The sequence below is a fragment of the Streptococcus mitis genome (assembly GCF_003942995.1).
Classification (GTDB): Bacteria; Bacillota; Bacilli; order Lactobacillales; family Streptococcaceae; genus Streptococcus; species Streptococcus mitis_CV.
On the sequence record NZ_RJOH01000005.1, the window covers coordinates 61,205 to 87,876 of the forward strand.

Below are 26,672 nucleotides of genomic sequence, written 5' to 3' on the forward strand. Positions count from 1 at the left end.
CTTTACACCTGCTCTGATAATTCTTCCCATTCAAGCATGGCTTCTTCCTGACGATGGCTGATTTTGTCCAGTTCAGCCTGCAATTCCATCAGTTTATCGGCATCGTTTGTTTCCAACATTTGTTCAGAAATCGCTTGACTTTGACTTTCTAACTCTTCAATTTCAGCTTCTAGACTTTCGATTTGTCGCATGAGCTTACGAACTTCTTTTTGACTTTCTTTCTGGGCTTGATAATCATTGACTGGCCTTGATTCTTTTACTTGATTGTTAGTTGAAGCTTCCTCTGTCAGACCGACTTCCATTTCAGCCTTTTTATCGACATAGTAATCGTAATCTCCCAAGAAGAGAGTCGATCCATTCTCTGACAATTCCAGTACATGAGTTGCCACACGATTGATAAAGTAACGGTCATGGCTAACAAATAGCAAGGTTCCATCAAAGTCAATCAAGGTATTTTCCAACACTTCCTTGCTATCAATATCCAAGTGGTTGGTTGGCTCATCCAGAATCAAAAAATTATTGTTTTCCATGGAAAGTTTAGCCAGAAGTAAACGGGCTTTCTCCCCACCAGACAGCATGCCGACTGATTTTTTAACGTCATCTCCTGAGAAAAGGAAAGCACCTAGACGGTTGCGGATTTCAACTTCCGGTGTCAGTTTAAAATCATTCCAGAGTTCATCCAGTACAGTATTACTTGGTGTCAGCTTGCTTTGAGTTTGGTCATAGTAACCAACCTCAACATTAGCGCCAAAGCGCTTCTCACCCTTGATAAAAGGAATCTGGTCCACAATAGACTTGATAAAGGTTGACTTGCCAATACCATTTGGACCAACGATGGCAACAGCATTCATCTTACGAAGGTCTAGGTTAATCGGTTGAGACAGGACTTCCCCATCATAGCCAATAGCCGCATTTTCAACAGTCAATACAACATTACCAGACGTTTTTTCAGACTGGAAGGTCATATTGGCTGATTTCTTACCAGCTTCTGGCTTGTCCAAACGCTCCATTTTTTCCAGTTGTTTTCGGCGAGATTGGGCACGTTTAGTCGTTGAAGCTCGTACTAGATTGCGGTTGACAAAGTCTTCCAGAGCGGCAATTTCCTTTTGTTGCTTTTCATAGTTTTTTGCTTCAGTAGCTAGCTTTTGCTCCTTCAGCTCAACAAAACGAGAATAATTGCCCACATAGCGATCCAAAGAATGCTTGGTCAAATCCAGCGTAATCGTTGCAACCTTGTCCAAGAAATAACGGTCGTGGCTGACGATAATGAGGGCTCCGCTATAATTTACCAAGTAATTCTCTAGCCAGGCTATAGTTTCAATATCTAAGTGGTTAGTTGGCTCGTCCAAGACCAAGAGATTGGGCTTCTCAAGTAGCATTTTAGCAAGTGCCAAACGAGTATTTTGGCCACCAGAAAGCTCAGCAATTTTCATCTGCCACATAGATTCGTCAAACTTGAATCCATTCAAAATCGCTCGAATATCAGCTTCATAGGTAAAGCCACCTGCTTGGCGAAAATTTTCAGATAAGCGGTCGTAATCTGACATCAGTTTATTCAAATCATCACCAGACTTTTCACCCATCTCCAACTCCATCTGACGAAGTTGTTTCTCCGTCCGACGTAAGTCATCAAAGACATGAAGCATCTCATCGTAGATGGTATTTTCAGACTTAAAACGGCTATCTTGGGCTAGGTAAGACAGAGAAATATCTTTTTTCTTATTGATTTCTCCACTAGTTGGCTCCTCTTCTCCAACTAAAATCTTCAAAAGAGTAGACTTACCTGCACCATTTTTTCCAACAAGAGCAATTCGATCTCGTTCATCAACTTGTAGGTTAATATTATCAAAAAGAACCTCTCCTGCAAAAGAACGTTCAATTTTATTAGCTTGTAAAATAATCATACAAACAGTATAGCATGTTTCCCTAAGGCATTCAAGACTTGATAAACCGGCATATGTCACTACTTTTCTGAAAATTATGCTACCGTTTTACTAAAACGCTAAAAAGTGCTATAATGTGAACGGTTAAAACAATTTACAAAAAGGAGAATTTCAATGTCTTACCAAGAAAATTACCAGAAATGGGTTGATTTTGCGGAGCTTCCTGACTACCTTCGTCAAGATTTGGAAAATATGGACGAAAAAACTAAGGAAGATGCCTTCTATACAAATCTTGAATTTGGTACTGCGGGTATGCGTGGCTTGATTGGTGCTGGTACAAACCGCATCAACATCTACGTTGTTCGCCAAGCTACTGAAGGATTGGCTCGTTTGATTGAGTCTAAAGGTGGAAATGAAAAAGAACGTGGTGTGGCAATCGCCTACGATAGCCGTCACTTCTCACCAGAGTTTGCCTTTGAATCTGCTGCAGTTCTTGCTAAACATGGTATCAAATCTTATGTATTTGAAAGCCTTCGTCCAACTCCAGAACTCTCATTTGCAGTTCGTCACCTCAACTGTTTCGCAGGTATTATGGTCACAGCCAGCCACAACCCTGCTCCATTTAACGGTTACAAGGTTTACGGTGAAGACGGTGGACAAATGCCTCCACACGATGCGGACGCGTTGACTACTTATATCCGTGCTATCGAAAACCCATTTGCAGTTGAAGTTGCTGATGTGGAAGCTGAAAAAGCTTCTGGCTTGATTGAAGTTATCGGCGAAGCTGTTGACGTAGAATACCTTAAAGAGGTTAAGGACGTAAACATCAACCCAGCCTTGATTGAAGAATTTGGTAAAGACATGAAAATTGTCTATACACCACTTCATGGTACTGGTGAAATGTTGGCTCGTCGTGCTCTTGCCCAAGCAGGATTTGACTCAGTTCAAGTCGTTGAAGCACAAGCAACTGCTGACCCTGACTTCTCAACTGTAAAATCTCCAAACCCAGAAAGCCAAGCAGCCTTTGCCCTTGCTGAAGAACTTGGTCGTCAAGTTGGTGCGGATGTTCTTGTCGCAACTGACCCTGACGCTGACCGTGTTGGTGTTGAAGTTCTTCAAAAAGATGGTAGCTACCTCAACCTTTCAGGTAACCAAATCGGTGCTATCATGGCTAAATACATATTGGAAGCCCACAAAAACGCTGGAACTCTTCCTGAAAATGCAGCCCTATGTAAATCTATCGTATCAACTGACTTGGTAACGAAGATTGCTGAAAGCTACGGCGCAACTATGTTCAACGTCTTGACTGGTTTCAAATTCATCGCTGAAAAAATCCAAGAATTCGAAGAAAAACACAACCACACTTACATGATGGGATTTGAAGAAAGCTTCGGTTACTTGATTAAACCATTCGTACGTGATAAAGACGCTATCCAAGCTGTTCTCGTCGTTGCTGAGCTTGCTGCCTACTACCGTTCACGCGGTTTGACACTTGCTGACGGTATCGAAGAAATCTACAAAGAGTACGGCTACTACGCAGAAAAAACTATCTCTGTTACCCTTTCAGGTGTCGATGGTGCTGAACAAATCAAAGCGATTATGGCTAAGTTCCGTAACAATGCTCCAAAAGAATGGAACGCAACAGCTATCACTGTCGTAGAAGACTTCAAGGCACAAACTGCTACTGCTGCTGACGGTACTGTTACAAACTTAACAACTCCTCCAAGTGATGTGTTGAAATACACACTTGCTGACGGTTCATGGATTGCTGTTCGCCCTTCAGGTACAGAACCAAAAATCAAGTTCTACATTGCAGTTGTAGGTGAAACCAACGAAGAATCACAAGCTAAGATTGCTAACATCGAAGCAGAAATCAATGCTTTTGTAAAATAAAGTCCTATAAAAGATGAGACCAACCAATCTCATCTTTTTTTCGTATCAAATCTAAGCAATTTTAGAAACTTTATGGCATACTAGACATATCAATGAAAGCGAGGTAATCTCATGGAACAATTTTTAGATAATATCAAAAACCTTGAAGTCACTACAGTTGCGCATGCTCAAGAAGCTCTTGATAAAAAAGAAACTGCAACCTTCTTTATCGGTCGCAAAACTTGCCCTTACTGCCGTAAATTTGCAGGTACTTTAGCAGGTGTCGTAGCTGAAACCAAAGCTCACATCTACTTCATCAATAGTGAAGAAGCAAGCCAACTCAATGAGTTGCAAGCATTCCGTTCACGCTACGGAATCCCAACTGTACCAGGCTTTGTCCACATCGCAGATGGACAAATCAATGTCCGTTGCGACTCTTCAATGTCAGCACAAGAAATCAAAGAATTTGCAGGATTGTAAAAAAGCCACTCATCGAGTGGTTTTTAAATGGTCAAAATTACGTTTTTTCAAGCAAATCTTGTATCATCCGATGCAGTTCTTCGATTTTCTCAGATTGTTTCTCTATTAATATTCTTTGGCCCGATAATTCGTCTTGGAGTTTATCAAGTTTTATCTGTTCATCTGGATTATCTTTTACAAAAAAGTTCGTCAAGGCACTTGTTAACATTCCTATTGTACTAATCCCTACCAACATTAATAAAACAGCTAGCCATTTCCCAAAAAGGGAAACTGGAACAATATCACCATAACCAACAGTGGTTACTGTCACAAGAGCCCACCAAAGACTATCTGAGAAAGATTTTTCTTCAACTACAGATAAAATTGAACTTCCTACTAGAACAATAAAAATATTAACATACAAGATATAAATCAGGCCATTTGTCCGTAAGAATCTACTAATTTTTCTTTCTAATTTACCTGTAAGTCCAATTATTCTAAGTAAACGAGTCAGTTTCAGTAATTTTGTCAGCCTTGCTAAGCGGAAGATACGCCCTAATCGCAATACTGTAAAAATAGCATTTAAAGGAAGGATAGCTAACAAGTCAAAGATATTTTCAAGTATAAACCTCCATTTTGCTTTACTTGAAAAGAACCGCCAACCATAATCTACCACAAACACAAACCAAAGTAGCAAGTCAATAATACTGTATGGAGGACTGTCTAAATCAATCATCTCAGCAAATCCAAGTAATACCAGAATAACAGAGATTAAAGCAAGTAAAATAATTGTTGTATCATAATAATCTGCAAAAAACCATTTTTTCTTCAAATTTTACTCTCCTCACTTTCTATACTGTTATTACTCAACTTTAATTCAATAAATATCTCTCCGATGACCAACTTCTAAAGTAGCAATGACTAATTCATCATCTACAATTTGTACGATAACTCGATAATTACCAATTCTATAGCGCCATTGACCAACGCGATTACCAACCAAAGCCTTTCCGTGTCGTCTTGGGTCTTCCAAAACATTGGTTTGTAAATAGTTTGTAATTATCTTCTGCGTATAACGATCCAATTTTTTCAATTGCTTGATGAAACGTCTTGTTGGAACTAATTTATACAAATTATTCATCCTCCAAGCCTAAATCATGCATCATTTCTTCCCAAGTAATGGGTTCAACTCCTTTTTCCAAGTCGTCTAAATACTCTTGATAGGCTAAATCTGCCACACGAGCATCGTATTCGTCTTCTAGAGCTTCAAGAGTTTTGGTGCGGATAAGTTCCGACAGGGAAACTCCTTCAAACTTAGCCATTGCTTTCATAAATGTTTTATCAGCTTCAGAAACTTTTAATGTAATAGTAGTCATCTTTTGCACTCCCTTTTTTAATAGTAACACCATTGTATTACTTTTTAGGTGTTCAGTCAATATAAAAAGAACACCTTCTTAGCGTTCTTTCTATATATCTGTCAATGGTGTTGCGGTATCTGGTGAGGTATCGTAAACCTTAAAGTCTACTCCTACACCTAAATCCGCTTGTGCCAGCTGGTTGACCATGGTCATGTGAGCCAGTTCCTTGATATTGTTTTCCTTAGATAAATGCCCAAGGTAGATCTTCTTAGTGCGATTTCCTAGCGTCCGAATCATAGCTTCAGCACCATCCTCGTTAGAAAGGTGACCCAGATCCGATAGGATTCGTTGTTTGAGTCGCCAAGCGTAAGAACCTGCTCGCAAAATCTCTACATCATGGTTGGACTCGATAAGATAGCCGTCCGCATTTTCAACAATCCCCGCCATACGGTCACTAACATAACCTGTATCTGTCAAAAGGACAAAACTTTTATCATCTTTCATAAAGCGATAGAACTGCGGTGCGACTGCATCATGGCTTACACCAAAACTCTCGATGTCGATATCTCCAAAGGTTTTGGTTTTACCCATTTCAAAAATATGCTTTTGTGAAGAATCTACCTTGCCAAGATACTTGCTATTTTCCATAGCTTGCCAGGTCTTTTCATTGGCGTAAAGATCCATACCATACTTGCGAGCCAAAACACCTACTCCATGGATATGATCTGAATGCTCGTGGGTAATCAAGATGGCATCCAAGTCTTCTGGCTTGCGATTTATTTCAGCAAGTAGGCTGGTGATTTTCTTACCAGATAAGCCTGCATCCACTAAAAGTTTCTTTTTTGGGGTTTCCAGATAAAAGGAATTCCCACTGGAACCCGATGCTAAAATACTATATTTAAAGCCTGTTTCACTCATTCTAGTCTTCTACTTCATCCTCCCATACTTCTTCTTTCACTGCATCCTTATCATAAGGGAGCACGATGGTAAAGGTTGAGCCCTTACCGTATTCACTTTTGGCCCAAATAAAGCCATTGTGTTGTTTGATGATTTCTTTGGCAATAGACAGTCCCAATCCTGTTCCACCTTGGGCACGACTTCTAGCACGATCCACACGGTAGAAACGGTCAAAGATACGTGGCAAATCCTGCTTAGGAATACCCAATCCTTGGTCTGAGATGGATAAAATCATCTGATCGTCAGTTGTTTTCATGGTCACTGTGATTTTCCCACCATCTGGCGAATACTTGATGGCATTGTTAAGAATATTATCAATGACCTGTGTCATCTTGTCTGTATCTATCTCAATCCAGACAGAGGTAATCGGATAATCTCTGACCAATTCATATTTCTTATCTTCATCTGGTCCCCTCATCTGATCAAAACGGTTGAGGATAAAGGTAATAAAGGCAGTAAAGTTAATCAGTTCCACATCTAGGTGACTGGTCGCATTATCAATCCGTGAAAGATGGAGGAGATCCGTCACCATTCGCATCATACGATTGGTTTCATCTAGAGATACCTTGATAAAGTCTGGTGCGACAGGTTCTGACAAGGCCCCCTCATCCAAGGCTTCAAGATAGGATTTTACACTAGTCAGAGGAGTCCTTAACTCATGACTAACGTTGGAAACAAAGAGTCTCCGTTCCCGTTCTTCCTTCTCCTGCTCCGTCGTATCATGCAAAACTGCAACCAAACCTGAGATAAAGCCAGACTCTCGACGAATCAAGGCGAAGCGTACACGAAGGCTTAGATACTCTCCATTGGCATCCTGGGAATCAATCATGAGTTCAGGAATTTGGGTAATCAAATCACGAAGGTCATACTCATCTTCAATCTTAAGCAATTCTAGAATACTTTTATTGAGAACCTCTTCCTTCTGAACACCTAGCTGTTTCTTAGCCATGTCATTAATCATGGTAATCTTGCCACGACGATTGGTCGCAAGGACACCATCTGTCATGTAGGAGAGGATACTGTGCAATCGTTTACTCTCTTGTTCCAGATTTTCTTGGGTTAAACGGATTACTTCTGATAAATCATTGAGATTATTGGTAATATTAGTGATTTCAGAGCTTCCCTGCATGTCCAACACCTGAGAATAATCTCCTGCAATCAGGTCTTTTACCTTTTGATTGATTTGCTTCAGCCGAATATTATCCCGACGATTTTCTAGTAAGAGCAAGGTCACGACTAAAATAAAGCCAAGTAGAATGAGGATAAAGATAAAATCACTGGTTAAAACTGTGTCTTTAATTAGTTTAATCATTATTTCTCATATAATAACCAACACCACGACGTGTTAGGATATACTCAGGACGACTTGGTGTATCTTCAATCTTCTCACGCAAACGTCTGATAGTTACGTCAACAGTTCGAACATCTCCGAAATAATCATACCCCCAGACAGTTTCAAGCAAGTGTTCACGCGTAATTACTTGACCGATATGAGAGGCCAAGTGGTACAAGAGTTCAAATTCACGGTGGGTTAAGTCTAGTTCTTCACCGTATTTTTTAGCCACGTAGGCATCTGGCACAATCTCCAAGTCCCCAATTTGCAAGGGTTGAATTTTCTTTTCATCAGACTCTTGATTATCTACAGAAGTCAAATCTGTACGACGGAGAAGAGCTTTAACACGCGCCTGCAACTCACGATTTGAGAAGGGTTTGGTTACATAGTCATCTGCACCAAGCTCTAAACCGATAACCTTATCAAATTCACTGTCTTTAGCTGAAAGCATGATAATAGGCACACTACTTGTCTTGCGAATAGTCTTAGCAACTTCTAAACCATCGATTTCGGGAAGCATCAAATCCAGAATAATAATATCTGGTTGCTCTGCTTCAAATTGTTCTAGCGCTTCACGACCGTTAAAAGCAGTTACAACTTCGTAACCTTCCTTGGTCATATTAAACTTGATAATATCCGAGATTGGTTTTTCATCATCTACAATTAATATTTTTTTCATTTGTTCACCTTTTTCTCTACTATTATACCAAAAAAATAACAAGAAGACACAATAGCTATTCTTTGCTACTGTCTAACTTGGCTTGTGCATAAGCCTGCCAGATTTTTTGTTGTGGTTTGGCAAGTGGGTAATTATTAAACTCTTCTGGTGAAAGCCAGCGAACTTCCCTATCTGAAAAATCATGAAAGTCACTCACCTGACCTGCTACAATCTTTACATGCCATTTACGATGACTAAAGACATGCTTGACATTCTCAAAATAAACATCAAGCCAATCAACATCTAGGTCATAGTCCTGCTGGAAACTCTCTTCTGGACTGGGACCAAAGTTGACACTTTCTTCTGCAACCTGATGAAAGAGGTCAAACTGCTCTTCTTGCGAAAAGTCATCAACTTCTATCAAAGGAAAATGCCAAAAGCCTGCCAATAACTTTTCACTTTCATTTTTTTCAAGTAAAAATTGCCCCTGACTATTTTTTACCACTAAGGCCTTAAGATAAATGGGAACTGGCTTTTTCTTGGGAGCCTTGATTGGATAACGGTCCATGGTTCCATTTTGGTATGCCCCACTAAAGTCCTTCACTGGACTCTCTTCTGGTCTAGAATTTACAGGAGCCTCAATATCTGAACCCAAGTCCATCAAAGCTTGATTAAAGTCGCCAGGACGTTCTGGATCAATCAAGATTTCCATCATTGCTTGAAAAATTTTGCGATTACTTGGAATGCCAATATCGTGGTTGACTTCGAACAGACGTGCCAAAACTCTCATAACATTACCATCTACAGCTGGCTCAGGCAAGTTAAAAGCAATACTAGAAATGGCTCCAGCTGTGTAAGGGCCAATTCCCTTCAATCTGGAAATTCCTTCATAGGTGTTTGGAAATTGACCACCAAAGTCAGTCATAATCTGCTGGGCTGCAGCCTGCATATTACGAACTCGAGAATAATAACCCAAACCTTCCCAAGTCTTCAACAAACGCTCTTCAGGCGCATTTGCTAAACTTTCTACTGTTGGAAACCAGTCCAAGAATCGTTCGTAGTAAGGGATAACTGTATCAACTCTGGTCTGCTGGAGCATGATTTCAGATACCCAGATATGATAAGGATTTTTACTTCTACGCCAAGGTAAATCTCGTTTATTTTCATCATACCAAGCGAGAAGTTTCTCACGGAAAGAAATGATCTTCTCCTCCGGCCACATGACGATACCGTATTCTTTCAAATCTAACATAACTCTAGTATAACACAGACGACTCTAACTGTCCTTTTCCTAGTATTAATACTCTTCGAAAATCTCTTCAAACCACGTCAACGTCGCCTTGCCGTAGATATGGTTACTGACTTCGTCAGTTCTATCCACAACCTCAAAACAGTGTTTTGAGCTGACTTCGTCAGTCTTATCTACAACCTCAAAGCAGTGCTTTGAGCAGCCTGCGGCTAGTTTCCTAGTTTGCTCTTTGATTTTCATTGAGTATAAAAAGCCTCTTTCCAAGGGAAAGAGGACTAAATCTTATTGATGAACTGCTTGAGCTGCTGTGATAAGGGTCAACTTGTAGACATCATCCGCATTACATCCACGAGAAAGGTCGTTAACCGGCTTGTTCAAACCTTGCAAAACAGGTCCAACTGCCGCAAAACCACCAAGGCGTTCGGCCATCTTATAGCCGATATTTCCTGCCTCGATACCTGGGAAGATGAAGACATTTGCTTGACCAGCTACTGTACTTCCAGGAGCTTTCAAAGCTGCAGTTTCAGGAACAAAGGCTGCATCAAATTGCAACTCACCATCGATTTCGAGGTCAGGACGCAAGTCGTGAGCAATTTTAGTTGCTTCAACGACCTTATCGACGCTTTCACCAAATCCTGAGCCTTTAGTAGAATAGCTTAGCATGGCAATTTTAGGTTCGATGCCAAACATCTTAGCTGTGATTGCTGAGTTGATGGCAATTTCAGCCAAGGCTTCAGCATCAGGATTGATGTTGATAGCACAGTCTCCAAATAGGTAACGTTCCGTACCGCGAACCATGAGGAAGGCACCTGAAGTACGCGTTACATTTGGACGAGTTTTGATAATTTGAAGGGCTGGACGAACTGTTGAAGCAGTTGAGTGAATTGCTCCAGACACCATTCCATCAACCAAGCCCAGGTACACCAACATAACACCAAAGTAGTTGACATCTTCAACCAAAACCTTGCGTGCATCTTCTTCAGTCATTTTGCCCTTACGACGCTCCACCAAGGCAGCAACCATTTCTTCAAATTGAGGATAATTTTGAGGGTCGATGACTTCATAACCATCCATGATCCCTTCAATTTCAAGATAAATTTTAATTTTTTCAGGATTTCCAAGCAAAACAGGAATCACTTCTGTTTCTTTTACCAAGCGTTTAGTCGCTTGAAGAATACGTGGTTCTTCCCCTTCAGGGAGAACGATACGAGCATTTTTGCCAACCAGGTTGGCTTTGAGACTTTCAAAAACTTCCATGAGTTTTCTCCTTTAAGATAATAATTATACTCCAAATAATTTTTATAGAGTATTAGTTGATAACTGGGTAATAAGGTTACTGAAATCATCCGGCAAGGGACTTTCTAACTGCAAGTCCTGCTCTAGAAATGGATGATAAAAGGATAGGTAATGGCAATGCAGGGCCTGACGTTGAATGCCGTCGTCCAGACTACTACCATACAAATCATCTCCCAACAAAGGAAAACCAATATGAGAAAAATGGACTCGGATTTGGTGGGTACGTCCAGTATGTAGACGAATGTCAACCAAGTGAATATTCCCATAAGAAGCTACAATCTTATATGATGTATGGGCATACTTTCCACCTTTAGCTACTCTTCTAGTGATAATGGAGTCTTCATCACGCGCAATAGGAGCAATAATTTCTCCTTCCGGCTCCAAATGTCCATCTCCTTTAACCAAAGCAAAGTAGCGCTTCTCAATAGACTTTTTCTGCAACTGCTTGTCTAATCGTGCATGGGCATAACCGTGCTTGGCAAAAAGCATCAAGCCAGAAGTGTCCCTATCGAGCCTAGTCACAATGTGAACCTGCTGATTTTCATAGTCTTGCTTGACGTAGTAACCCTTGATAAAATTGGCAATGGTATTGGAGTGATTGACACTAGGAATAGAAGCCACTCCATAGGGTTTATTCAAGACTAGAAAATGGTCATCCTCATAGAGAATATCCAGTGGGCGCTCGATAGCTTCTAGAGTTTCAAAACCTTCCTCAACGGGAATATCGATGATAACTAGGTCTCCAATATCCAATAGATAGGTTGCATTTTGCGGTTGGTCATTGACCAGAATAGCTCCACCCCGAAACTTAATCTTGGCCAGAAGCCCCTTAGAAACCTCGTGCTTTTTCAAAAAGGTCTTAACCTTGACATGCTCATCTGCGATAAATTCAAACCTCATTCGTCCACCTCACCGATGAAAGCATCCTTAACACGGTTCCAAAAACTGGTATGGCTAGGTGATGCGACAAAGTGAATCTTATGATGGTCGATTTGATACTCGATTCGCTCAATATTGCGGAAGGAATAAACGCTATTGTCAACCGAAATGGTGTGGTAATCATTTCTTGTTGGAATGAGTTCAATCTTATCCTTCTTAGGCACAATAATGGAAGAGCCCAGCGTTCGATAGACACGATTATTTAGGCTGGCAATTTCCGTCAACTGAAGAGCTTCAATGGTAGGATGTAACACTGCACCGCCAAGAGACTTATTATAAGCCGTACTACCAGTCGGTGTCGAAACTGTTAGCCCATCTCCACGAAAACGTTCAAAGTGGACACCGTTAATCACAACATCCGCCACCATGGTTCGATCAGACCTGCGGATACTGGCTTCATTCAGTGCTCTAAAAATCTTCACTTCACCATTTTCAAGAAAAACCTTCACATTCAGAACAGGGTAAGAGACTCTTGCTCCGGTATCTAGCTGCAAATTAGTCACTAGCTTATCCAACTCAAAATCACGGTAGTCCGTATAGAAGCCCAAATGTCCAGTGTGAACACCAACGAAGCGGACCTTGTCAAGCTGGTTTTCGTACTTATGAAAGGCCGACAAGAGCATACCATCCCCACCAATGGAGATGACAATGTCCGGATTGGTATCATTGAGTATAAACTGATTTCTCTTCAAACGATCTCGCAATTCATACAAAACCCTTTGACTCTGCGGTTTTCTATTTGCTATCAGGTCAATTCGTTTACCTGTATTCTTCATCTGTATCGTCACTGTTTCCTACACCGTCATTTAATTTTCTACTCAAAGGATCAAAAAGTGCCTGGGCTTCTTGGATATCATCACGAATTTTACCCATTTCTTCATCCAACTGATGGGCAATCTTGGCAGTAATTTCCAGTCTCTTTTTAATTTCCTCTGGGAAATCCCCTTGGTACTTGTAGTTGAGAGAATGTTCTATCGTTGCCCAGAAATTCATGGCCAAAGTACGAATCTGAATTTCCGCCAAAATGGTCTTGGCTCCATTGATGGTGTCAACCATATATTCTACTACCACATGATAGGAACGGTAGCCTGAAGCCTTTCGATGAGTAATGTAATCTCGCTCCTGTATGATTCGCATGTCCTGACGTTTGCGCAAAATTTCCACTACTTCTTTGACGTCATCTACAAACTGAACCATCACACGCAAACCAGCAATATCTTGCAAATCGTGCTCTAAGGTCGCATAAGTAATACCACGCCGAGCCATTTTTTCCTTGATGCTTTCAATTGGCTTGACTCTACCAGTCACAAACTCAATCGGAGAATGCTTATTTTGCTTACGATATTGCTTACGAATACCACGTAGTTTAATCTTTAACTCACCAACAGCTTGAATGTAAGGATCTAGAAATTCTTCCCATTCTATGGTCATATATTCTCCCTTGTTCTCATATTATCCTTCAAAAATATCTTTGATTTTTTCTCCAGATTCATATACAATAAATACAAAGCTATTATATCATATAATCCGCTTTCATAGACAAAGAAAAGGTAAGAAAATTGAAACATTTAGAAATTGAATTGAAAACACTCTTGAAAAAAGATGAATATAATCGTCTAAAAGACCAGTTCACAGACGTCACTCCTGTTCTTCAAAAAAATTACTACATAGACACGCCTGATTTTGAACTGCGAGAAAAGAAAGTTGCTTTGCGCATTCGCACTTTTGAAGATTGGGCAGAATTGACACTCAAAGTCCCACAAAGTGTCGGAAACATGGAATACAATCAAAAATTGCAACTAAAAGATGCTGAAAACTATCTGAGCAAGAAAAAACTTCCTCAAGGGCTAGTACTGGATGAATTGGCGAAACATGGTATTAAAACTAGTGAATGGCAGATTCTTGGTTGTCTAACGACACTTCGCTATGAAATGCAAACAGCTATTGGTCTCATGGCGCTGGATGAAAGTCAGTACTTTGATATGACAGATTACGAATTAGAACTTGAAGTTGAAAATCACGAGCAAGGGAAACAAGATTTCCAGCAATTTTTAGAGGAAAATCAGATTGCTTATCAAAAAGCTCCCTCAAAATTGGTCCGATTTGTCAAAAGCATGAAAAATAGCTGAAATAATCTCTATTTTTTGGTAAAATAGAGAAGATAAAATACAAAAATCCCAGTTCATATAGGCTAGGCAGATATGACTAGGATTTAAAAAGTTTACAGAGGACGGTCTATAATGTCAGATAGAAAAAACATGAAACTTTTCGCACTCAACTCTAACCAAGAGATTGCACAGAAAATTGCTCAAGCTGTTGGTGTCCCACTTGGAAAACTATCATCACGTCAATTTTCAGACGGAGAAATCCAAGTAAATATCGAAGAAAGTGTCCGTGGTTATGATGTGTACATCATCCAATCAACAAGTTTCCCTGTTAACAACCACCTAATGGAATTGCTTATCATGGTCGACGCTTGTGTGCGTGCAAGCGCCCACAGCATCAACGTTGTTCTTCCATATTTTGGCTATGCACGTCAAGACCGCATCGCTTCACCTCGTGAGCCACTTACAGCAAAACTAGTTGCCAATATGCTAGTTAAGGCTGGTGTCGATCGTATCCTTACGCTTGATTTGCATGCCGTTCAGGTTCAAGGCTTCTTTGACATTCCTGTTGATAACCTTTTCACAGTTCCCCTATTTGCAAAACATTACTGCGATAAGGGCTTACTTGGGTCAGATGTTGTTGTCGTCAGCCCTAAAAATTCAGGTGTGAAACGTGCCCGTAGCTTGGCTGAATATCTTGATGCTCCTATCGCCATTATCGACTACCCTCAAGACGATGCAACTCGTAACGAAGGTTATATTATCGGTGATGTTGAAGGTAAAAAAGCTATCTTGATTGACGATATTTTAAATACAGGACGTACCTTCTCTGAAGCTGCTAAAATCGTTGAACGTGAAGGAGCTACAGAAATTTATGCTGTTTCTAGTCATGGTCTCTTTGTCGAAGGCGCTGCTGAACTTCTTGACAATACTAAAATTAAAGAAATTCTTGTGACTGATTCAGTAGCAACAAAAGAAAAAACTCCTAAAAACGTATGCTACATCACTGCTAGTGAGTTAATTGGTGATGCTATCGTCCGTATCCACGAAAGAAAACCAGTCAGCCCACTCTTTGCTTACAACAAAAAGAAATAAGGTGATTCTTTGATTTATTTGGACAATGCTGCCACAACTCCCATGTCAGCAGTTGCTATTTCAGCTATGACCGAGGTTATGCAAGGAACCTATGGAAATCCTTCTAGTATTCATGGTCATGGTCGTCAAGCTGGTAAACTCTTGCGAGAAGCCCGTCAGGAACTAGCACAGTTACTGGGGACAAAACCTCAACATATCTTTTTCACTTCTGGTGGGACTGAAGGAAACAATACTGCCATCATTGGCTACTGCCTTCGTCACCAAGAACAAGGAAAACATATCATCACAACTGCCATTGAGCACCATGCCGTCCTTGAAACCATTGATTACTTGGTTCAACACTTTGGTTTTGAAGCAACCATTATCCAACCAGAAAATCAAGAAATCACAGCCCAACAAATTCAAAAGGCCTTACGTGATGATACGATTTTGGTTTCTACCATGTTTGCTAATAATGAGACAGGAAACCTACTTCCCATTGCTGAAATTGGCCAAATACTCAAGCAACACCCTTCTGCCTATCATGTTGATGCAGTTCAAGCTATTGGTAAAATACCAATTCACCCCGAAGAATTGGGCATTGATTTTCTCACTGCTTCTGCCCACAAGTTCCATGGTCCTAAGGGAATCGGTTTTCTCTACGCATCTAGCATGGACTTTGATTCCTATCTCCATGGTGGAGACCAAGAACAGAAAAAACGTGCAGGGACTGAAAATCTGGCTGCCATCATAGGCATGGTTGCAGCCCTAAAAGAAGACCTAAAACAGCAAGAAGAACATTTTCAACATGTACAAAATTTAGAAACTGCCTTTCTTGCAGAGCTAGAGGGCATTCAATATTACTTGAATAGAGGAGAACATCATCTCCCTTATGTTCTCAATATTGGATTTCCTGGTCAGAAAAATGACCTCTTACTCCTTCGTCTAGATTTAGCTGGAATTTCAATCTCTACTGGCTCAGCCTGCACTGCAGGCATTGTACAATCCAGCCATGTTCTTGAAGCCATGTACGGGGCAAATTCAGAACGCTTGAAGGAATCCGTTCGTATCAGTTTGTCGCCAGAAAATACTGTTGAAGATCTACATACCCTCGCAAAAACCTTAAAAGAAATTATCGGAGGTTAGCCATATGGCATTTGAAAAAACCATTCAGTTAAAAAATTGTCGTTACGACTACACTCTTAGCCCTTCTGTTAAAAAATTCACCCTTAAGGACAACACCTTTTTTGAGACTAAGGTTGGTAACTATGAATTGACTCGCCTTTTGGAAAAAGTGCCGAACAGCGGTGAGGGATTCCAACTCAAAATCATCATTAACAAGGAACTTACAGGTGCTAAAATCAATATCACTGACAAGTTTGGGCTACGTCTAGTTGATATTTTCAAATCAGAAGACCACCACATTCATCAGGAAAAATTCTACTTCCTCATGGATAGCTTGGTAGAACGTGGTGTCTTTACAAAATCGGAAAGATAGAGCCAAAATGTTTGAACTGACCTATAAGGACAGCTATCATGTAGAGCGCACTCTCAAGTATGAGGATTACGAGGCTCTCATGCTGGCTCTATCAGGATGTGTGACTCTGCCAGATACACTTTATGTGACTTCTCTGACTTTTAATGGCCAGGAAGTTTACCAAGGACTGGTCGGAGACCTCTACCGATTTCGGCTCTTTGTCAACTGTAGTGGGTTGAAGAAAAGCTAAGATCGAGAAAGGACGAAATTCGTCCTTTCTTTTTTGATATTGAGAGCGATGAAAATTCGTTTTTTGAAGTTTTCAAAGTTCCGAAAACCAAAGGCATTGCGTTTGATGAGTTTAATGAGATTATTGGTGGCCTCCAATTTGGCGTTGGAGTAGGGTAGTTGAAGAGCATTGACAATCTTTTCTTTATACTTGAGGAAGGTTTTAAAGACAGTCTGAAAAAGAGGATGAACCTGCTTTAGATTGTCCTCAATGAGTCCGAAAAATTTGTCTGGCTCCTTGTTCTGAAAGTGAAAGAGTAAGAGCTGATAGAGATTATAGTGGTGTTTCAAGTCTTCTGAATAGCTCAAAAGCTTGTCTAGAATCTCTTTATTCGTCAAGTGCATACGGAAAGTAGGGCGATAAAAACGTTTATCGCTGAGTTTCCGACTATCTTGTTGGATGAGTTTCCAGTATCGCTTGATAGCCTTGTATTCATGAGATTTTCGTTCAAACTGATTCATGATTTGGACACGCACACGACTCATAGCACGGCTTAAATGTTGTACAATATGGAAACGATCTAGAACGATTTTAGCACACGGAAAAAGCTGTTTAGCCAAGTCATAGTAAGGGCTAAACATATCCATAGTAATGATTTTCACCTGACAACGAACGACTCTATCATATTTAAGAAAGTGATTTCGGATGACAGCCTGTGTTCTACCCTCAAGAACAGTTATGATATTGAGTTTTTCAAAGTCCTGAGCAATGAAACTCATTTTTCCCCTTAGTGAAGGCATACTCGTCCCAAGACATAATCTCAGGAAGGCTAGAAAAATCATGCTTAAAACGGAAGTCATTGAGCTTGCGAATGACAGTTGAAGTTGAAATGGCCAGCTGATGAGCAATATCGGTCATAGAAATCTTCTCAATCAACTTTTGCGCAATTTTTTGGTTGATGATACGAGGAATTTGGTGATTTTTCTTGACGAGAGAAGTCTCAGCGACTATCATTTTTGAACACTGATAGCACTTAAAACGACGCTTTCTAAGGAGAATTCTAGTAGCCATACCAGTTGTTTCAAGGTAAGGAATCTTAGATGGTTTTTGAAAATCATATTTCTTCATTTGACTTCCACATTCAGGACAAGATGGGGCCTCATAATCCAGTTTGGCGATGATTTCCTTGTGGGTATCTCTATTAACAACATCCATAATTTGGACATTAGGGTCTTTGATATCGAGTAGTTTTGTGATAAAATGTAATTGTTCCATATTTTCTACAACAAAATAGGCTCCATAAGATCTATAGGGGATTTACCCACTACAAATATTATAGAGCCCCGATTTCTATCACATGCAGATTTTTTACATCAAAACTAAGATTTTTCTTAGTTTTTTCTTGTTTTTGTTGATTTTTTCACAATGTTTCTATAAAATAGAAGAATAGAAAGGTTGTGATTTTGTGAAAGATAAACAGTCTGCTATTCCAAAAGCAACAGCGAAAAGACTCTCTCTCTACTATCGAATTTTTAAGAGATTTCATGCAGAAAAGATTGAACGTGCCAACTCTAAGCAAATTGCAGAGGCTATCGGTATTGATTCCGCGACCGTACGTCGTGATTTTTCCTATTTTGGTGAACTAGGTCGTCGTGGTTTTGGCTATGATGTCAAAAAACTGATGACATTTTTTGCCGATTTACTCAATGATAACTCTATTACCAATGTCATGCTGGTAGGTATTGGAAATATGGGCCATGCCCTTCTCCACTACCGCTTCCACGAGCGTAACAAGATGAAGATTATCATGGCCTTTGATCTAGATGACCATCCTGAAGTCGGTACCCAAACTCCTGATGGGATTCCCATTTACGGAATTTCTCAAATCAAGGATAAAATCAAGGATGCTGATGTGAAGACTGCTATCTTGACTGTTCCCAGCGTCAAGTCGCAAGAGGTTGCCAATCTCTTGGTGGATGCTGGCGTGAAAGGAATCCTCAGTTTTTCACCAGTCCATCTGCATTTACCAAAAGACGTGGTCGTTCAATATGTCGATTTGACAAGTGAACTCCAAACTCTCCTCTACTTCATGCGAAAAGAGGATTAGAAAGCGAAAATCATTTTATGAAAAAACCAGTTATTGGGATTACAGGAAACGAAAAAACTCATCCAGATGATGACATCATGATGAGCTACGTAGCAAAAGGCTTTGTTGAAGGCGTTAAAGACGCTGGAGGGATTCCCATCATCCTACCGATTGGTGATCAAGAAATGGCTAGCCACTATATCAGTATGATTGACAAGCTCATCTTGACAGGTGGGCAAAATGTTGATCCAAAATTCTATGGTGAACCAAAAACCATTGATAGCGATGACTACCACCTTCAAAGAGATATCTTCGAACTGGCCCTCATCAAGGAAGCTATTAAACAGAAAAAGCCAATTTTTTCTGTCTGCCGTGGAACACAACTCTTTAACGTTGCCATGGGTGGAACTTTGTACCAAGATATCGAAGATCACTGGCAGGATTGTTCCGCCGAGTACACAACCCAACGCTTGGTGACAGAACCTGATACTGTTCTTCGAGAAATCTATGGAGAAATCTCCCATATCAACTCCTTCCACCATCAGAGCATCAAAGATTTAGCACCAAATTTAAAGATTGCGGCTCATGATCCTAAAGATGGTATCATTGAAGCTGTCATTAGTACGGATGATGTTGCCTTTCTCGGTGTCCAATGGCACCCAGAATTTCTTTTTGAAAATCGTCCCAAAGATAAAAACCTCTTTGATTATGTCGTTAATGAACTTTAGATTAAATCCGTCTTTTCACGATAACTAAAGTAATTAGAATGAGAGACAATCAAATGGTCCAAGAGGACAATCCCCATCAGGTCACAGGCTTCTTTTACAAGTTTAGTGACATGATCATCATTTCGACTAGGCGCTACTGCTCCTGAAGGATGATTGTGAACCAAGATGAGAGAGGTCGCCATATGCTTGATAGCATAGTGAAGAATCTCACGTGGTTCAGCAATACTACGAGTAGCTGAGCCGATAAAAATGGTCTGTTGATGGATGATTTGATTTTGAGTATTGAGATAGAGCGCCACCAGGTGCTCTTGTTTTTTATGTCCCAACTCCTGCTGCATCTTCTTGGCCAACTTTTGACTGCTGAGAATACTTTCCATCTCAATAGTTTCATGTTTGTGAATACGATGCCCCAGTTCAATCATTGCTTGTAATTCTATAGCCTTAACACGCCCGATACCAGACAGACTCTGCAATTCCTGCAGGGTCATTTTTTTCAAATCCGTTAGGCTTGAAAGATTGCTCAAGACTTTCTGGGCAATTTCAAAAACGCTAGCCTGACGTGTTCCAGTCCTAAGTAAAATAGCTAGCAACTCTTGATTACTGAGCGCTTCCACTCCTTCTTTTGCCAGCCTTTCTCTTGGTAATAGTGAATCTTCTTGGAATGAAATACTATACATAAAAATCCTCCTCACTTTATTATTCGTGAGAAGGATGGAAAATTAGATTTTTTTCTCAATTGGGGCTACACTGGCTAAAAGTTTTTTCAAACCTACTTCTGGGAAATTGATTTTTAATTCCTGCGTAGCACCGCTACCTGAAACTTCCAGAACAGTTCCCTCTCCCCACTTCTTGTGGAGGGCAATGTCACCAATAGACCAATTTGCTTCACTAGACGCTGATTTTACGCCAGCTGTAAATTGACCAAATGGGAGACCGCTTGACTGGATAGATTTTGGGGCAGCACTACGTTTACGGTCTTGAAGAGCTTGAGCCAGACTCATACCTTGGCCAAAGGCAAGGCCACCACCGCTATAAGATGCTTTAAAACTTGTATTCGTAGGACGAGCTAATCCTTGATACTCAAGTAAGTCTGAACTGATTTCGTTAATAAAACGAGTTGGACGGTTGTAGTTGGTACGACCAAAAAGCAGGCGTGAGTTGGCATTGGTCAGATAGAGAATTTTCTCTGCACGCGTAATTCCTACATAGGCCAGACGGCGTTCTTCTTCCAATTCATCTTGATCCTCAGCTGCACGACTAAGCGGGAAGACATTTTCTTCCATCCCAATCAAAAAGACAACTGGAAACTCGAGACCTTTGGCAGCATGCAGGGTCATCAGGGTCACTTCTGATGTCTCCTGACTACCTGAATCTGTGTCGGCAATCAAGGCCAAGTCATTTAAGAAACGACTCAGTTTGTCCAGACCAGTTTCTTCTTCTGCCACATCAGAGGTGTCATCAAAGTTTTTCGTCACAGAAAGGAACTCTTCGATATTTTCAACCCGAGCCTTGCTTTCTAGAGTCGCTTGGGCATTGAGAATATCGACGTAACCTGTTTTTTCAAGGGCATCCTCAACCAACTCTGTAATAGTTAATTGATCTAGTTGCTCTCGTAAATCTAGAATCATATTGGCAAAATCCCAGATAGACTGGGCTGCTTTACCCTTGATACCAGATAACATGATATTTGCTGAAGCATCCAGCATAGACATGTCTTGCATATTAGCAAAGTCACGAATTTTCTCAACAGTACCTGGGCCAATTCCTCGTTTCGGTTCGTTGATAATACGTTCAAAACTGATATTGTCACTCAAATTGGCAATAAGATTGAGGTAAGCGATAATATCTCTGATTTCCTTACGGCTGTAGAACTTGGTTCCGCCAACCATGGTATAAGGGATATTTGACTTGAGCAAGGCTTCCTCAATAGTACGGGACTGCGCATTAGTACGATAAAGAACTGCAAAATCCTTGTGAAGGAAGTTTTGACTGCGACCCAGTTCATCAATGGTTTTGGCCACAAATACAGCCTCATCTAGCTCATCATTGGCACGATAGTAAACAATTTGCTCTCCATCAGCATTTTGAGTCCAGAGATTCTTAGGACGGCGATTTTTATTGTTTTGAATGACCTCGTTGGCCGCTTGGAGAATGGTTTTAGTTGAACGGTAATTCTCCTCCAACAAAACAACCTTGGCTTGGGGATAATCCTTTTCAAAGTCCAAAATATTCTGCATATCAGCACCTCGCCAACCATAAATAGACTGGTCCGCGTCCCCAACCACACAGATGTTTTTAAAGCGCGAAGCCAAGAGTTTGACCAATTGGTACTGAGCGTGGTTGGTATCTTGGTACTCATCAACATGGATGTATTGAAACTTCTGCTGGTAGTAGGTCAAGACATCAGTATTTTGATCAAAGAGACGCAGGGTCAGCATAATCAAATCATCAAAGTCAACCGACTCAGACTGACGAAGCTCTTTTTGATAAGCCGTGTAACACTGGGCCACGATTTGCGTATACATATCACCAGCTTGGGCAGCATAGGCAACATCATCAATCAGGTCATTCTTAGCATTTGAAATTGTTCCTAAGATGCTTCGTTCATTCCATTTTTTAGGATCCAAGTTTAACTGCTTGAGAATGCGTTTCATGAGAGTTCGCTGTTCACCAGGATCCACAATAGTAAAATTACGGTTGTAGCCAATATGGTCCGCATCCCGACGCAAAATACGAACACACATGGAGTGGAAGGTCGCAATCAGACAGTCCTGAGTGGATGGATTGAGGCTATAAGCACGCTCCTTCATCTCACGCGCAGCCTTGTTAGTAAAGGTAATGGCCAAGATATTCCAAGGATTGACCATCTTTTCATCAATCAAATAAGCGATACGGTGGGTCAAAACACGAGTCTTTCCAGAACCAGCCCCTGCCATGATTAACAAGGGACCTTCTGTCGTTTGCACCGCCTCAGCCTGACGGTCATTCATTCCATTTAATAATGCGTTCATCTTCTCTTCCTTACTCTTGAAGTCAATATTTCTATTATATCAGAATTCAGGGAAAATATCTTTACCTAGACTGGTTGCGTGTAGAAGGCAACTTCTTATATCTAAATAAAAAATGAGCTTGGATAGTATTTCCAAACTCATTTAAAGTCAATTGCAATATACTAGAACAAGCCTAATACTGTTCCATCGCTTTCAACATCCATGTTGAGAGCAGCTGGTCGTTTTGGAAGTCCTGGCATGGTCATGACATCACCAGTTAAGGCAACGATAAAGCCTGCACCTAATTTTGGCACCAATTCACGAATGGTAATTTCAAAGTTTTCTGGTGCTCCAAGTGCATTTGGATTGTCAGAGAAACTGTACTGAGTTTTAGCCATACAGATTGGCAATTTGTCCCATCCGTTTTGAACGATTTGAGCGATTTGTGTTTGAGCTTTCTTCTCAAAGTTCACTTTGCTACCGCGATAGATCTCAGTAACAATCTTTTCAATCTTTTCTTGAACAGAAAGTTCATTGTCATAAAGACGAGTGTAGTTGGCTGGGTTTTCAGCGATTGTCTTGACAAGTGTTTCAGCAAGAGCTACACCACCTTCTGCACCATCAGCCCAGACACTAGCCAACTCCACTGGTACATCGATTGAGGAACAGAGTTCTTTCAAGGCTGCGATTTCAGCTTCTGTATCAGAAACAAATTCGTTGATAGCAACAACTGCTGGAATACCGAACTTACGAATATTTTCAACGTGGCGTTTCAAGTTAGCAAAACCTGCGCGAACAGCCTCAACATTTTCCTCTGTAAGAGCGTCCTTAGCTACACCACCATTCATCTTAAGGGCACGAAGAGTTGCGACAATAACTACTGCATCTGGAGATGTAGGCAAGTTTGGTGTCTTAATATCGAGGAATTTCTCAGCTCCAAGGTCCGCACCAAAACCAGCTTCAGTAACTGTGTAATCAGCCAAGTGAAGGGCTGTGGTCGTTGCCAAAACAGAGTTACATCCATGAGCGATATTGGCAAATGGACCACCATGTACAAAGGCAGGTGTACCGTAAATTGTCTGAACCAAGTTTGGCTTAATAGCATCCTTCAAAATCAAAGCCAAAGCACCTTCTACCTGCAAATCACCTACAGAAACTGGTGTACGGTCATAGCGATATCCGATAACAATGTTAGCCAAACGGCGTTTCAAATCCTCAATATCAGTCGCCAAGCAAAGAATGGCCATGATTTCTGAAGCAACTGTAATATCAAAACCATCCTCTCGTGGAATACCGTTTAGAGGACCACCAAGTCCAACGGTTACATGACGAAGGGCGCGATCGTTCAAGTCCACTACACGTTTCCAGAGAATACGACGTTGGTCAATTCCTAGCTCATTTCCTTGGTGCAAGTGATTGTCAATCAAGGCTGAAAGAGCATTGTTAGCAGTTGTAATGGCATGCATATCCCCAGTAAAGTGGAGGTTGATGTCTTCCATTGGCAGGACTTGGGCGTAACCACCACCAGCAGCACCCCCCTTAATCCCCATAACTGGACCAAGAGATGGTTCGCGGATAGCAATCATGGTTTTCTTACCAATCTTGTTCAAGGCATCTGCAAGACCAATGGTAATGGTTGATTTTCCTTCACCTGCAGGTGTTGGGTTGATAGCAGTAACCAAAATCAATTTCCCGACTGGATTGCTCTCAACTGCACGAATTTTATCAAAGCTAAGCTTAGCCTTATACTTTCCGTACAACTCCAAATCGTCGTAAGAAATACCAAGTTTCTCTACAACATCAACAATTGGCTTCAACTCAATACTCTGTGCGATTTCAATATCTGTTTTCATTCAAAACTCCTCTAACCTCTTATATGATAATTCATTATAACACAAAACAAGATTTTTAACATCCTAAAACTCTCTAAACGTTCGTAAATATCTCTATTTTTAAGGTTTTTAGAGCCCTTTCTTAAATTTTATATGGCTTTATAGTTTGAAACTATAGTAAATCTTCGTTTTTACCAAAAATTTATCACTTTTATTTTACTTACCGTTTATTTTTGTGTACAATAGTGCTATGAAAATTTTAGTTACATCGGGCGGTACCAGTGAGGCTATCGATAGCGTCCGCTCTATCACTAACCATTCTACAGGTCGCTTGGGGAAAATCATCACTGAAACCCTGCTTGCTGCAGGACATGAAGTTTGTTTGATAACGACAAAACGAGCTCTGAAGCCAGAAGCCCATCCCAACCTAAGCATTCGAGAAATTAACAATACCAAGGACCTTCTACTGGAAATTCAAGAACGTGTTCAGGATTATCAGGTCTTGGTCCACTCAATGGCGGTGTCCGACTACACTCCTGTCTATATGACAGGGGTTGAGGAAGTTCAATCTAGTTCCAATCTAGAAGAATTTTTAAGCAAGCAAAATCATCAAGCTAAGATTTCTTCAACTGACGAGGTTCAGGTTTTATTCCTGAAAAAAACACCAAAAATCATCTCTTTAGTCAAGGAGTGGAATCCAGCTATTCATCTGATTGGCTTTAAGCTACTGGTTGATGTTAACGAAGATCATCTGGTTGACATTGCTAGAAAAAGTCTTATCAAGAACCAAGCAGACTTGATTATCGCAAATGACCTGACTCAAATTTCAGCAAACCAGCATCGTGCAATCTTTGTTGAGAAGGATTATCTTCAAACGGTTAACACTAAAGAAGAAATTGCAAAACTCCTCCTTGAAAAAATTCAAAACTATCATTCTTAGAAAGGAAAACTATGGCAAACATTCTCTTGGCTGTAACGGGCTCAATCGCCTCTTACAAGTCGGCAGATTTAGTTAGTTCGCTTAAAAAACAAGGTCATCAAGTCACTGTTTTAATGACTCAGGCTGCTACAGAGTTTATCCAATCTTTGACACTACAGGTACTCTCACAGAATCCTGTCCACTTGGATGTCATGAAGGAACCCTATCCTGATCAAGTCAATCATATCGAACTTGGAAAAGAAACTGATCTATTCATCGTGGCCCCTGCAACAGCTAACACTATTGCAAAACTAGCCCACGGCTTTGCGGACAACATGGTGACCAGTACGGCTCTAGCCTTGCCCAGTCATATTCCTAAACTAATAGCTCCTGCTATGAATACAAAAATGTATGACCATCCGGCAACTCAGGCTAATCTGAAAACATTAGAAAGCTACGGCTATCAGCTGATTGCTCCTAAGGAATCCCTACTAGCTTGCGGAGACCACGGAAGAGGAGCTTTAGCCGACCTCACAATTATTTTAGAAAGAATAAAGGAAACTATCGATGAAAAAACGCTCTAATATTGCACCTATTGCTATCTTTTTTGCAACCATGCTCGTGATACACTTTCTGAGCTCACTTATCTTTAACCTTTTTCCATTTCCAATCAAGCCGACTATCGTTCATATTCCTGTCATTATTGCCAGCATTATTTACGGTCCACGCGTTGGAGTTACACTTGGATTTTTGATGGGGCTACTTAGCTTAACTGTTAACACGATTACAATTCTACCGACAAGTTACCTCTTCTCCCCATTTGTACCAAACGGAAACATCTACTCAGCTATCATTGCCATCGTCCCACGTATTTTGATTGGTTTGACTCCGTATCTAGTTTATAAACTGATGAAAAATAAAACTGGTCTGATTCTAGCTGGTGCCCTTGGTTCACTTACCAACACAGTCTTTGTACTTGGTGGAATTTTCTACCTTTTTGGAAATGTCTTTGATGGTAATATCCAAAAACTCCTAGCAACTGTTATCTCAACAAATTCGATTGCCGAATTAGTCATTTCCGCAGTTCTAACCCTAGCCATTGTTCCAAGACTACAAACCTTGAAGAAATAAAAATAATCTCCGCTTTCAAGCTTGAAGGTGGAGATTTTGTTTGAAGTAGTTTCTTTATAGTGAACTTTTTACTAAAAAACGACCTATAAACCTAAGT

Annotated in this window: 28 protein-coding genes; 12 read left to right on the forward strand and 16 right to left on the reverse strand. The window is 40.6% G+C overall.

Features of this window, described 5'->3' with window-relative positions:
- Positions 1 to 2 precede the first annotated feature (2 nt).
- The gene (locus D8836_RS04595; RefSeq protein WP_125393293.1) at positions 3 to 1,904 is read right to left on the reverse strand and encodes an ABC-F family ATP-binding cassette domain-containing protein; all 1,902 of its coding nucleotides are present in this window, start codon (positions 1,902 to 1,904) and stop codon (positions 3 to 5) included.
- 153 nt (positions 1,905 to 2,057) lie between these two features.
- Here D8836_RS04595 and D8836_RS04600 point away from each other — a divergent pair, with 153 nt between their 5' ends.
- Together D8836_RS04600 and D8836_RS04605 are read left to right on the forward strand one after the other, a co-directional pair.
- Positions 2,058 to 3,776, forward strand: coding sequence for a phospho-sugar mutase (locus D8836_RS04600; RefSeq protein ID WP_000121686.1), 1,719 nt, complete (start codon positions 2,058 to 2,060; stop codon positions 3,774 to 3,776).
- Between the two features lie 111 nt (positions 3,777 to 3,887).
- Positions 3,888 to 4,235 (forward strand): DUF6568 family protein, encoded by a 348-nt coding sequence (locus D8836_RS04605; protein ID WP_125393294.1) that lies wholly within the window; start codon positions 3,888 to 3,890, stop codon positions 4,233 to 4,235.
- 37 nt (positions 4,236 to 4,272) lie between these two features.
- Here the strand turns inward: D8836_RS04605 and D8836_RS04610 are convergent, their stop codons facing one another.
- The 11 genes from D8836_RS04610 to yjbM all read right to left on the reverse strand — a co-directional run bounded on the left by D8836_RS04610 (position 4,273) and on the right by yjbM (position 13,435).
- Positions 4,273 to 5,046, reverse strand: coding sequence for a potassium channel family protein (locus D8836_RS04610; RefSeq protein WP_125393295.1), 774 nt, complete (start codon positions 5,044 to 5,046; stop codon positions 4,273 to 4,275).
- Between the two features lie 45 nt (positions 5,047 to 5,091).
- Positions 5,092 to 5,346 (reverse strand): type II toxin-antitoxin system RelE family toxin, encoded by a 255-nt coding sequence (locus D8836_RS04615; protein ID WP_004239453.1) that lies wholly within the window; start codon positions 5,344 to 5,346, stop codon positions 5,092 to 5,094.
- 1 nt (position 5,347) lies between these two features.
- On the reverse strand, positions 5,348 to 5,590 hold the full coding sequence (relB, locus tag D8836_RS04620) for a type II toxin-antitoxin system RelB family antitoxin (RefSeq protein WP_007284772.1): 243 nt from the start codon (positions 5,588 to 5,590) through the stop codon (positions 5,348 to 5,350).
- Between the two features lie 90 nt (positions 5,591 to 5,680).
- The gene (locus D8836_RS04625) at positions 5,681 to 6,490 is read right to left on the reverse strand and encodes an MBL fold metallo-hydrolase (protein WP_000004961.1); all 810 of its coding nucleotides are present in this window, start codon (positions 6,488 to 6,490) and stop codon (positions 5,681 to 5,683) included.
- 1 nt (position 6,491) lies between these two features.
- The gene (gene vicK, locus D8836_RS04630; protein ID WP_125393297.1) at positions 6,492 to 7,841 is read right to left on the reverse strand and encodes a cell wall metabolism sensor histidine kinase VicK; all 1,350 of its coding nucleotides are present in this window, start codon (positions 7,839 to 7,841) and stop codon (positions 6,492 to 6,494) included.
- On the reverse strand, positions 7,834 to 8,541 hold the full coding sequence (gene yycF, locus D8836_RS04635) for a response regulator YycF (RefSeq protein WP_125393298.1): 708 nt from the start codon (positions 8,539 to 8,541) through the stop codon (positions 7,834 to 7,836). The genes vicK and yycF overlap by 8 nt, the downstream gene beginning before the upstream one ends.
- A 55-nt stretch (positions 8,542 to 8,596) precedes the next feature.
- Complete coding sequence (gene mutY / locus D8836_RS04640) at positions 8,597 to 9,772, reverse strand: A/G-specific adenine glycosylase (protein ID WP_125393299.1); 1,176 nt, start codon at positions 9,770 to 9,772, stop codon at positions 8,597 to 8,599.
- A 279-nt stretch (positions 9,773 to 10,051) separates the two neighbouring features.
- Positions 10,052 to 11,026 carry a phosphate acetyltransferase gene (gene pta, locus D8836_RS04650; protein ID WP_125393301.1) on the reverse strand — a complete coding sequence of 325 codons (975 nt, stop codon included), beginning with the start codon at positions 11,024 to 11,026 and terminating at the stop codon, positions 10,052 to 10,054.
- Between the two features lie 42 nt (positions 11,027 to 11,068).
- A complete protein-coding gene (locus D8836_RS04655) occupies positions 11,069 to 11,965 on the reverse strand; it encodes an RluA family pseudouridine synthase (RefSeq protein ID WP_125393302.1) in 897 nt (298 codons plus the stop codon).
- The gene (locus tag D8836_RS04660) at positions 11,962 to 12,780 is read right to left on the reverse strand and encodes an NAD kinase (protein ID WP_000799058.1); all 819 of its coding nucleotides are present in this window, start codon (positions 12,778 to 12,780) and stop codon (positions 11,962 to 11,964) included. Before D8836_RS04660 ends, D8836_RS04655 begins: the two co-directional genes overlap by 4 nt.
- Positions 12,764 to 13,435 (reverse strand): GTP diphosphokinase, encoded by a 672-nt coding sequence (yjbM, locus tag D8836_RS04665; protein ID WP_000151559.1) that lies wholly within the window; start codon positions 13,433 to 13,435, stop codon positions 12,764 to 12,766. The genes D8836_RS04660 and yjbM overlap by 17 nt, the downstream gene beginning before the upstream one ends.
- A gap of 128 nt (positions 13,436 to 13,563) precedes the next feature.
- On the opposite strand from yjbM, the gene D8836_RS04670 reads away from it, so the two are divergent.
- From D8836_RS04670 to D8836_RS04690, 5 genes are all read left to right on the forward strand, one after another.
- Positions 13,564 to 14,133 (forward strand): CYTH domain-containing protein, encoded by a 570-nt coding sequence (locus tag D8836_RS04670; RefSeq protein ID WP_125385858.1) that lies wholly within the window; start codon positions 13,564 to 13,566, stop codon positions 14,131 to 14,133.
- 111 nt (positions 14,134 to 14,244) lie between these two features.
- On the forward strand, positions 14,245 to 15,204 hold the full coding sequence (locus D8836_RS04675) for a ribose-phosphate diphosphokinase (protein WP_004254210.1): 960 nt from the start codon (positions 14,245 to 14,247) through the stop codon (positions 15,202 to 15,204).
- A gap of 9 nt (positions 15,205 to 15,213) precedes the next feature.
- Positions 15,214 to 16,329, forward strand: a complete 1,116-nt coding sequence (locus tag D8836_RS04680; RefSeq protein WP_125393303.1) for a cysteine desulfurase family protein — start codon at positions 15,214 to 15,216, stop codon at positions 16,327 to 16,329.
- Positions 16,330 to 16,333: 4 nt separating this feature from the next.
- Positions 16,334 to 16,681, forward strand: a complete 348-nt coding sequence (locus tag D8836_RS04685) for a DUF1831 domain-containing protein (protein WP_000863540.1) — start codon at positions 16,334 to 16,336, stop codon at positions 16,679 to 16,681.
- A gap of 7 nt (positions 16,682 to 16,688) precedes the next feature.
- Entirely contained in the window at positions 16,689 to 16,910 is a 222-nt protein-coding gene (locus D8836_RS04690) for a DUF4649 family protein (RefSeq protein ID WP_185761598.1), read from the forward strand.
- Here D8836_RS04690 and D8836_RS04695 read toward each other — a convergent pair.
- Positions 16,907 to 18,164, reverse strand: a protein-coding gene (locus D8836_RS04695) for an ISL3 family transposase (RefSeq protein WP_060627934.1) whose coding sequence is annotated in 2 segments (ribosomal slippage) — positions 16,907 to 17,674 and positions 17,676 to 18,164 — 1,257 coding nt in all. Because the reading frame shifts where the segments join, the coding sequence is not laid out codon by codon here. The two genes, D8836_RS04690 and D8836_RS04695, sit on opposite strands and share 4 nt — an antisense overlap.
- Before the next feature lie 190 nt (positions 18,165 to 18,354).
- On the opposite strand from D8836_RS04695, the gene D8836_RS04700 reads away from it, so the two are divergent.
- Positions 18,355 to 18,996, forward strand: a complete 642-nt coding sequence (locus tag D8836_RS04700) for a redox-sensing transcriptional repressor Rex (protein ID WP_000653417.1) — start codon at positions 18,355 to 18,357, stop codon at positions 18,994 to 18,996.
- A gap of 17 nt (positions 18,997 to 19,013) precedes the next feature.
- Positions 19,014 to 19,703, forward strand: a complete 690-nt coding sequence (locus tag D8836_RS04705; protein ID WP_125393305.1) for a gamma-glutamyl-gamma-aminobutyrate hydrolase family protein — start codon at positions 19,014 to 19,016, stop codon at positions 19,701 to 19,703.
- On the opposite strand, the gene radC is transcribed toward D8836_RS04705, so the two are convergent.
- The 3 genes from radC to D8836_RS04720 form a co-directional block, all read right to left on the reverse strand.
- Positions 19,700 to 20,380: a RadC family protein gene (gene radC / locus D8836_RS04710; protein WP_125393306.1), complete on the reverse strand. Its 681-nt coding sequence runs from the start codon at positions 20,378 to 20,380 to the stop codon at positions 19,700 to 19,702. The two genes, D8836_RS04705 and radC, sit on opposite strands and share 4 nt — an antisense overlap.
- Positions 20,381 to 20,422: 42 nt before the next feature.
- A complete protein-coding gene (pcrA, locus tag D8836_RS04715) occupies positions 20,423 to 22,714 on the reverse strand; it encodes a DNA helicase PcrA (RefSeq protein ID WP_125393307.1) in 2,292 nt (763 codons plus the stop codon).
- 161 nt (positions 22,715 to 22,875) lie between these two features.
- Positions 22,876 to 24,546, reverse strand: a complete 1,671-nt coding sequence (locus D8836_RS04720; protein ID WP_125393308.1) for a formate--tetrahydrofolate ligase — start codon at positions 24,544 to 24,546, stop codon at positions 22,876 to 22,878.
- A 229-nt stretch (positions 24,547 to 24,775) separates the two neighbouring features.
- Between D8836_RS04720 and coaB the strand changes: the two genes are divergently transcribed.
- The 3 genes from coaB to D8836_RS04735 are packed head-to-tail and all read left to right on the forward strand — an operon-like array spanning position 24,776 to position 26,575.
- A complete protein-coding gene (gene coaB / locus D8836_RS04725) occupies positions 24,776 to 25,465 on the forward strand; it encodes a phosphopantothenate--cysteine ligase (RefSeq protein WP_125393309.1) in 690 nt (229 codons plus the stop codon).
- Positions 25,466 to 25,476: 11 nt separating this feature from the next.
- Positions 25,477 to 26,028 (forward strand): phosphopantothenoylcysteine decarboxylase, encoded by a 552-nt coding sequence (gene coaC, locus D8836_RS04730; protein ID WP_125393310.1) that lies wholly within the window; start codon positions 25,477 to 25,479, stop codon positions 26,026 to 26,028.
- The gene (locus D8836_RS04735) at positions 26,012 to 26,575 is read left to right on the forward strand and encodes an ECF transporter S component (RefSeq protein WP_000747412.1); all 564 of its coding nucleotides are present in this window, start codon (positions 26,012 to 26,014) and stop codon (positions 26,573 to 26,575) included. Before coaC ends, D8836_RS04735 begins: the two co-directional genes overlap by 17 nt.
- The last annotated feature ends 97 nt before the right edge of the window (positions 26,576 to 26,672 follow it).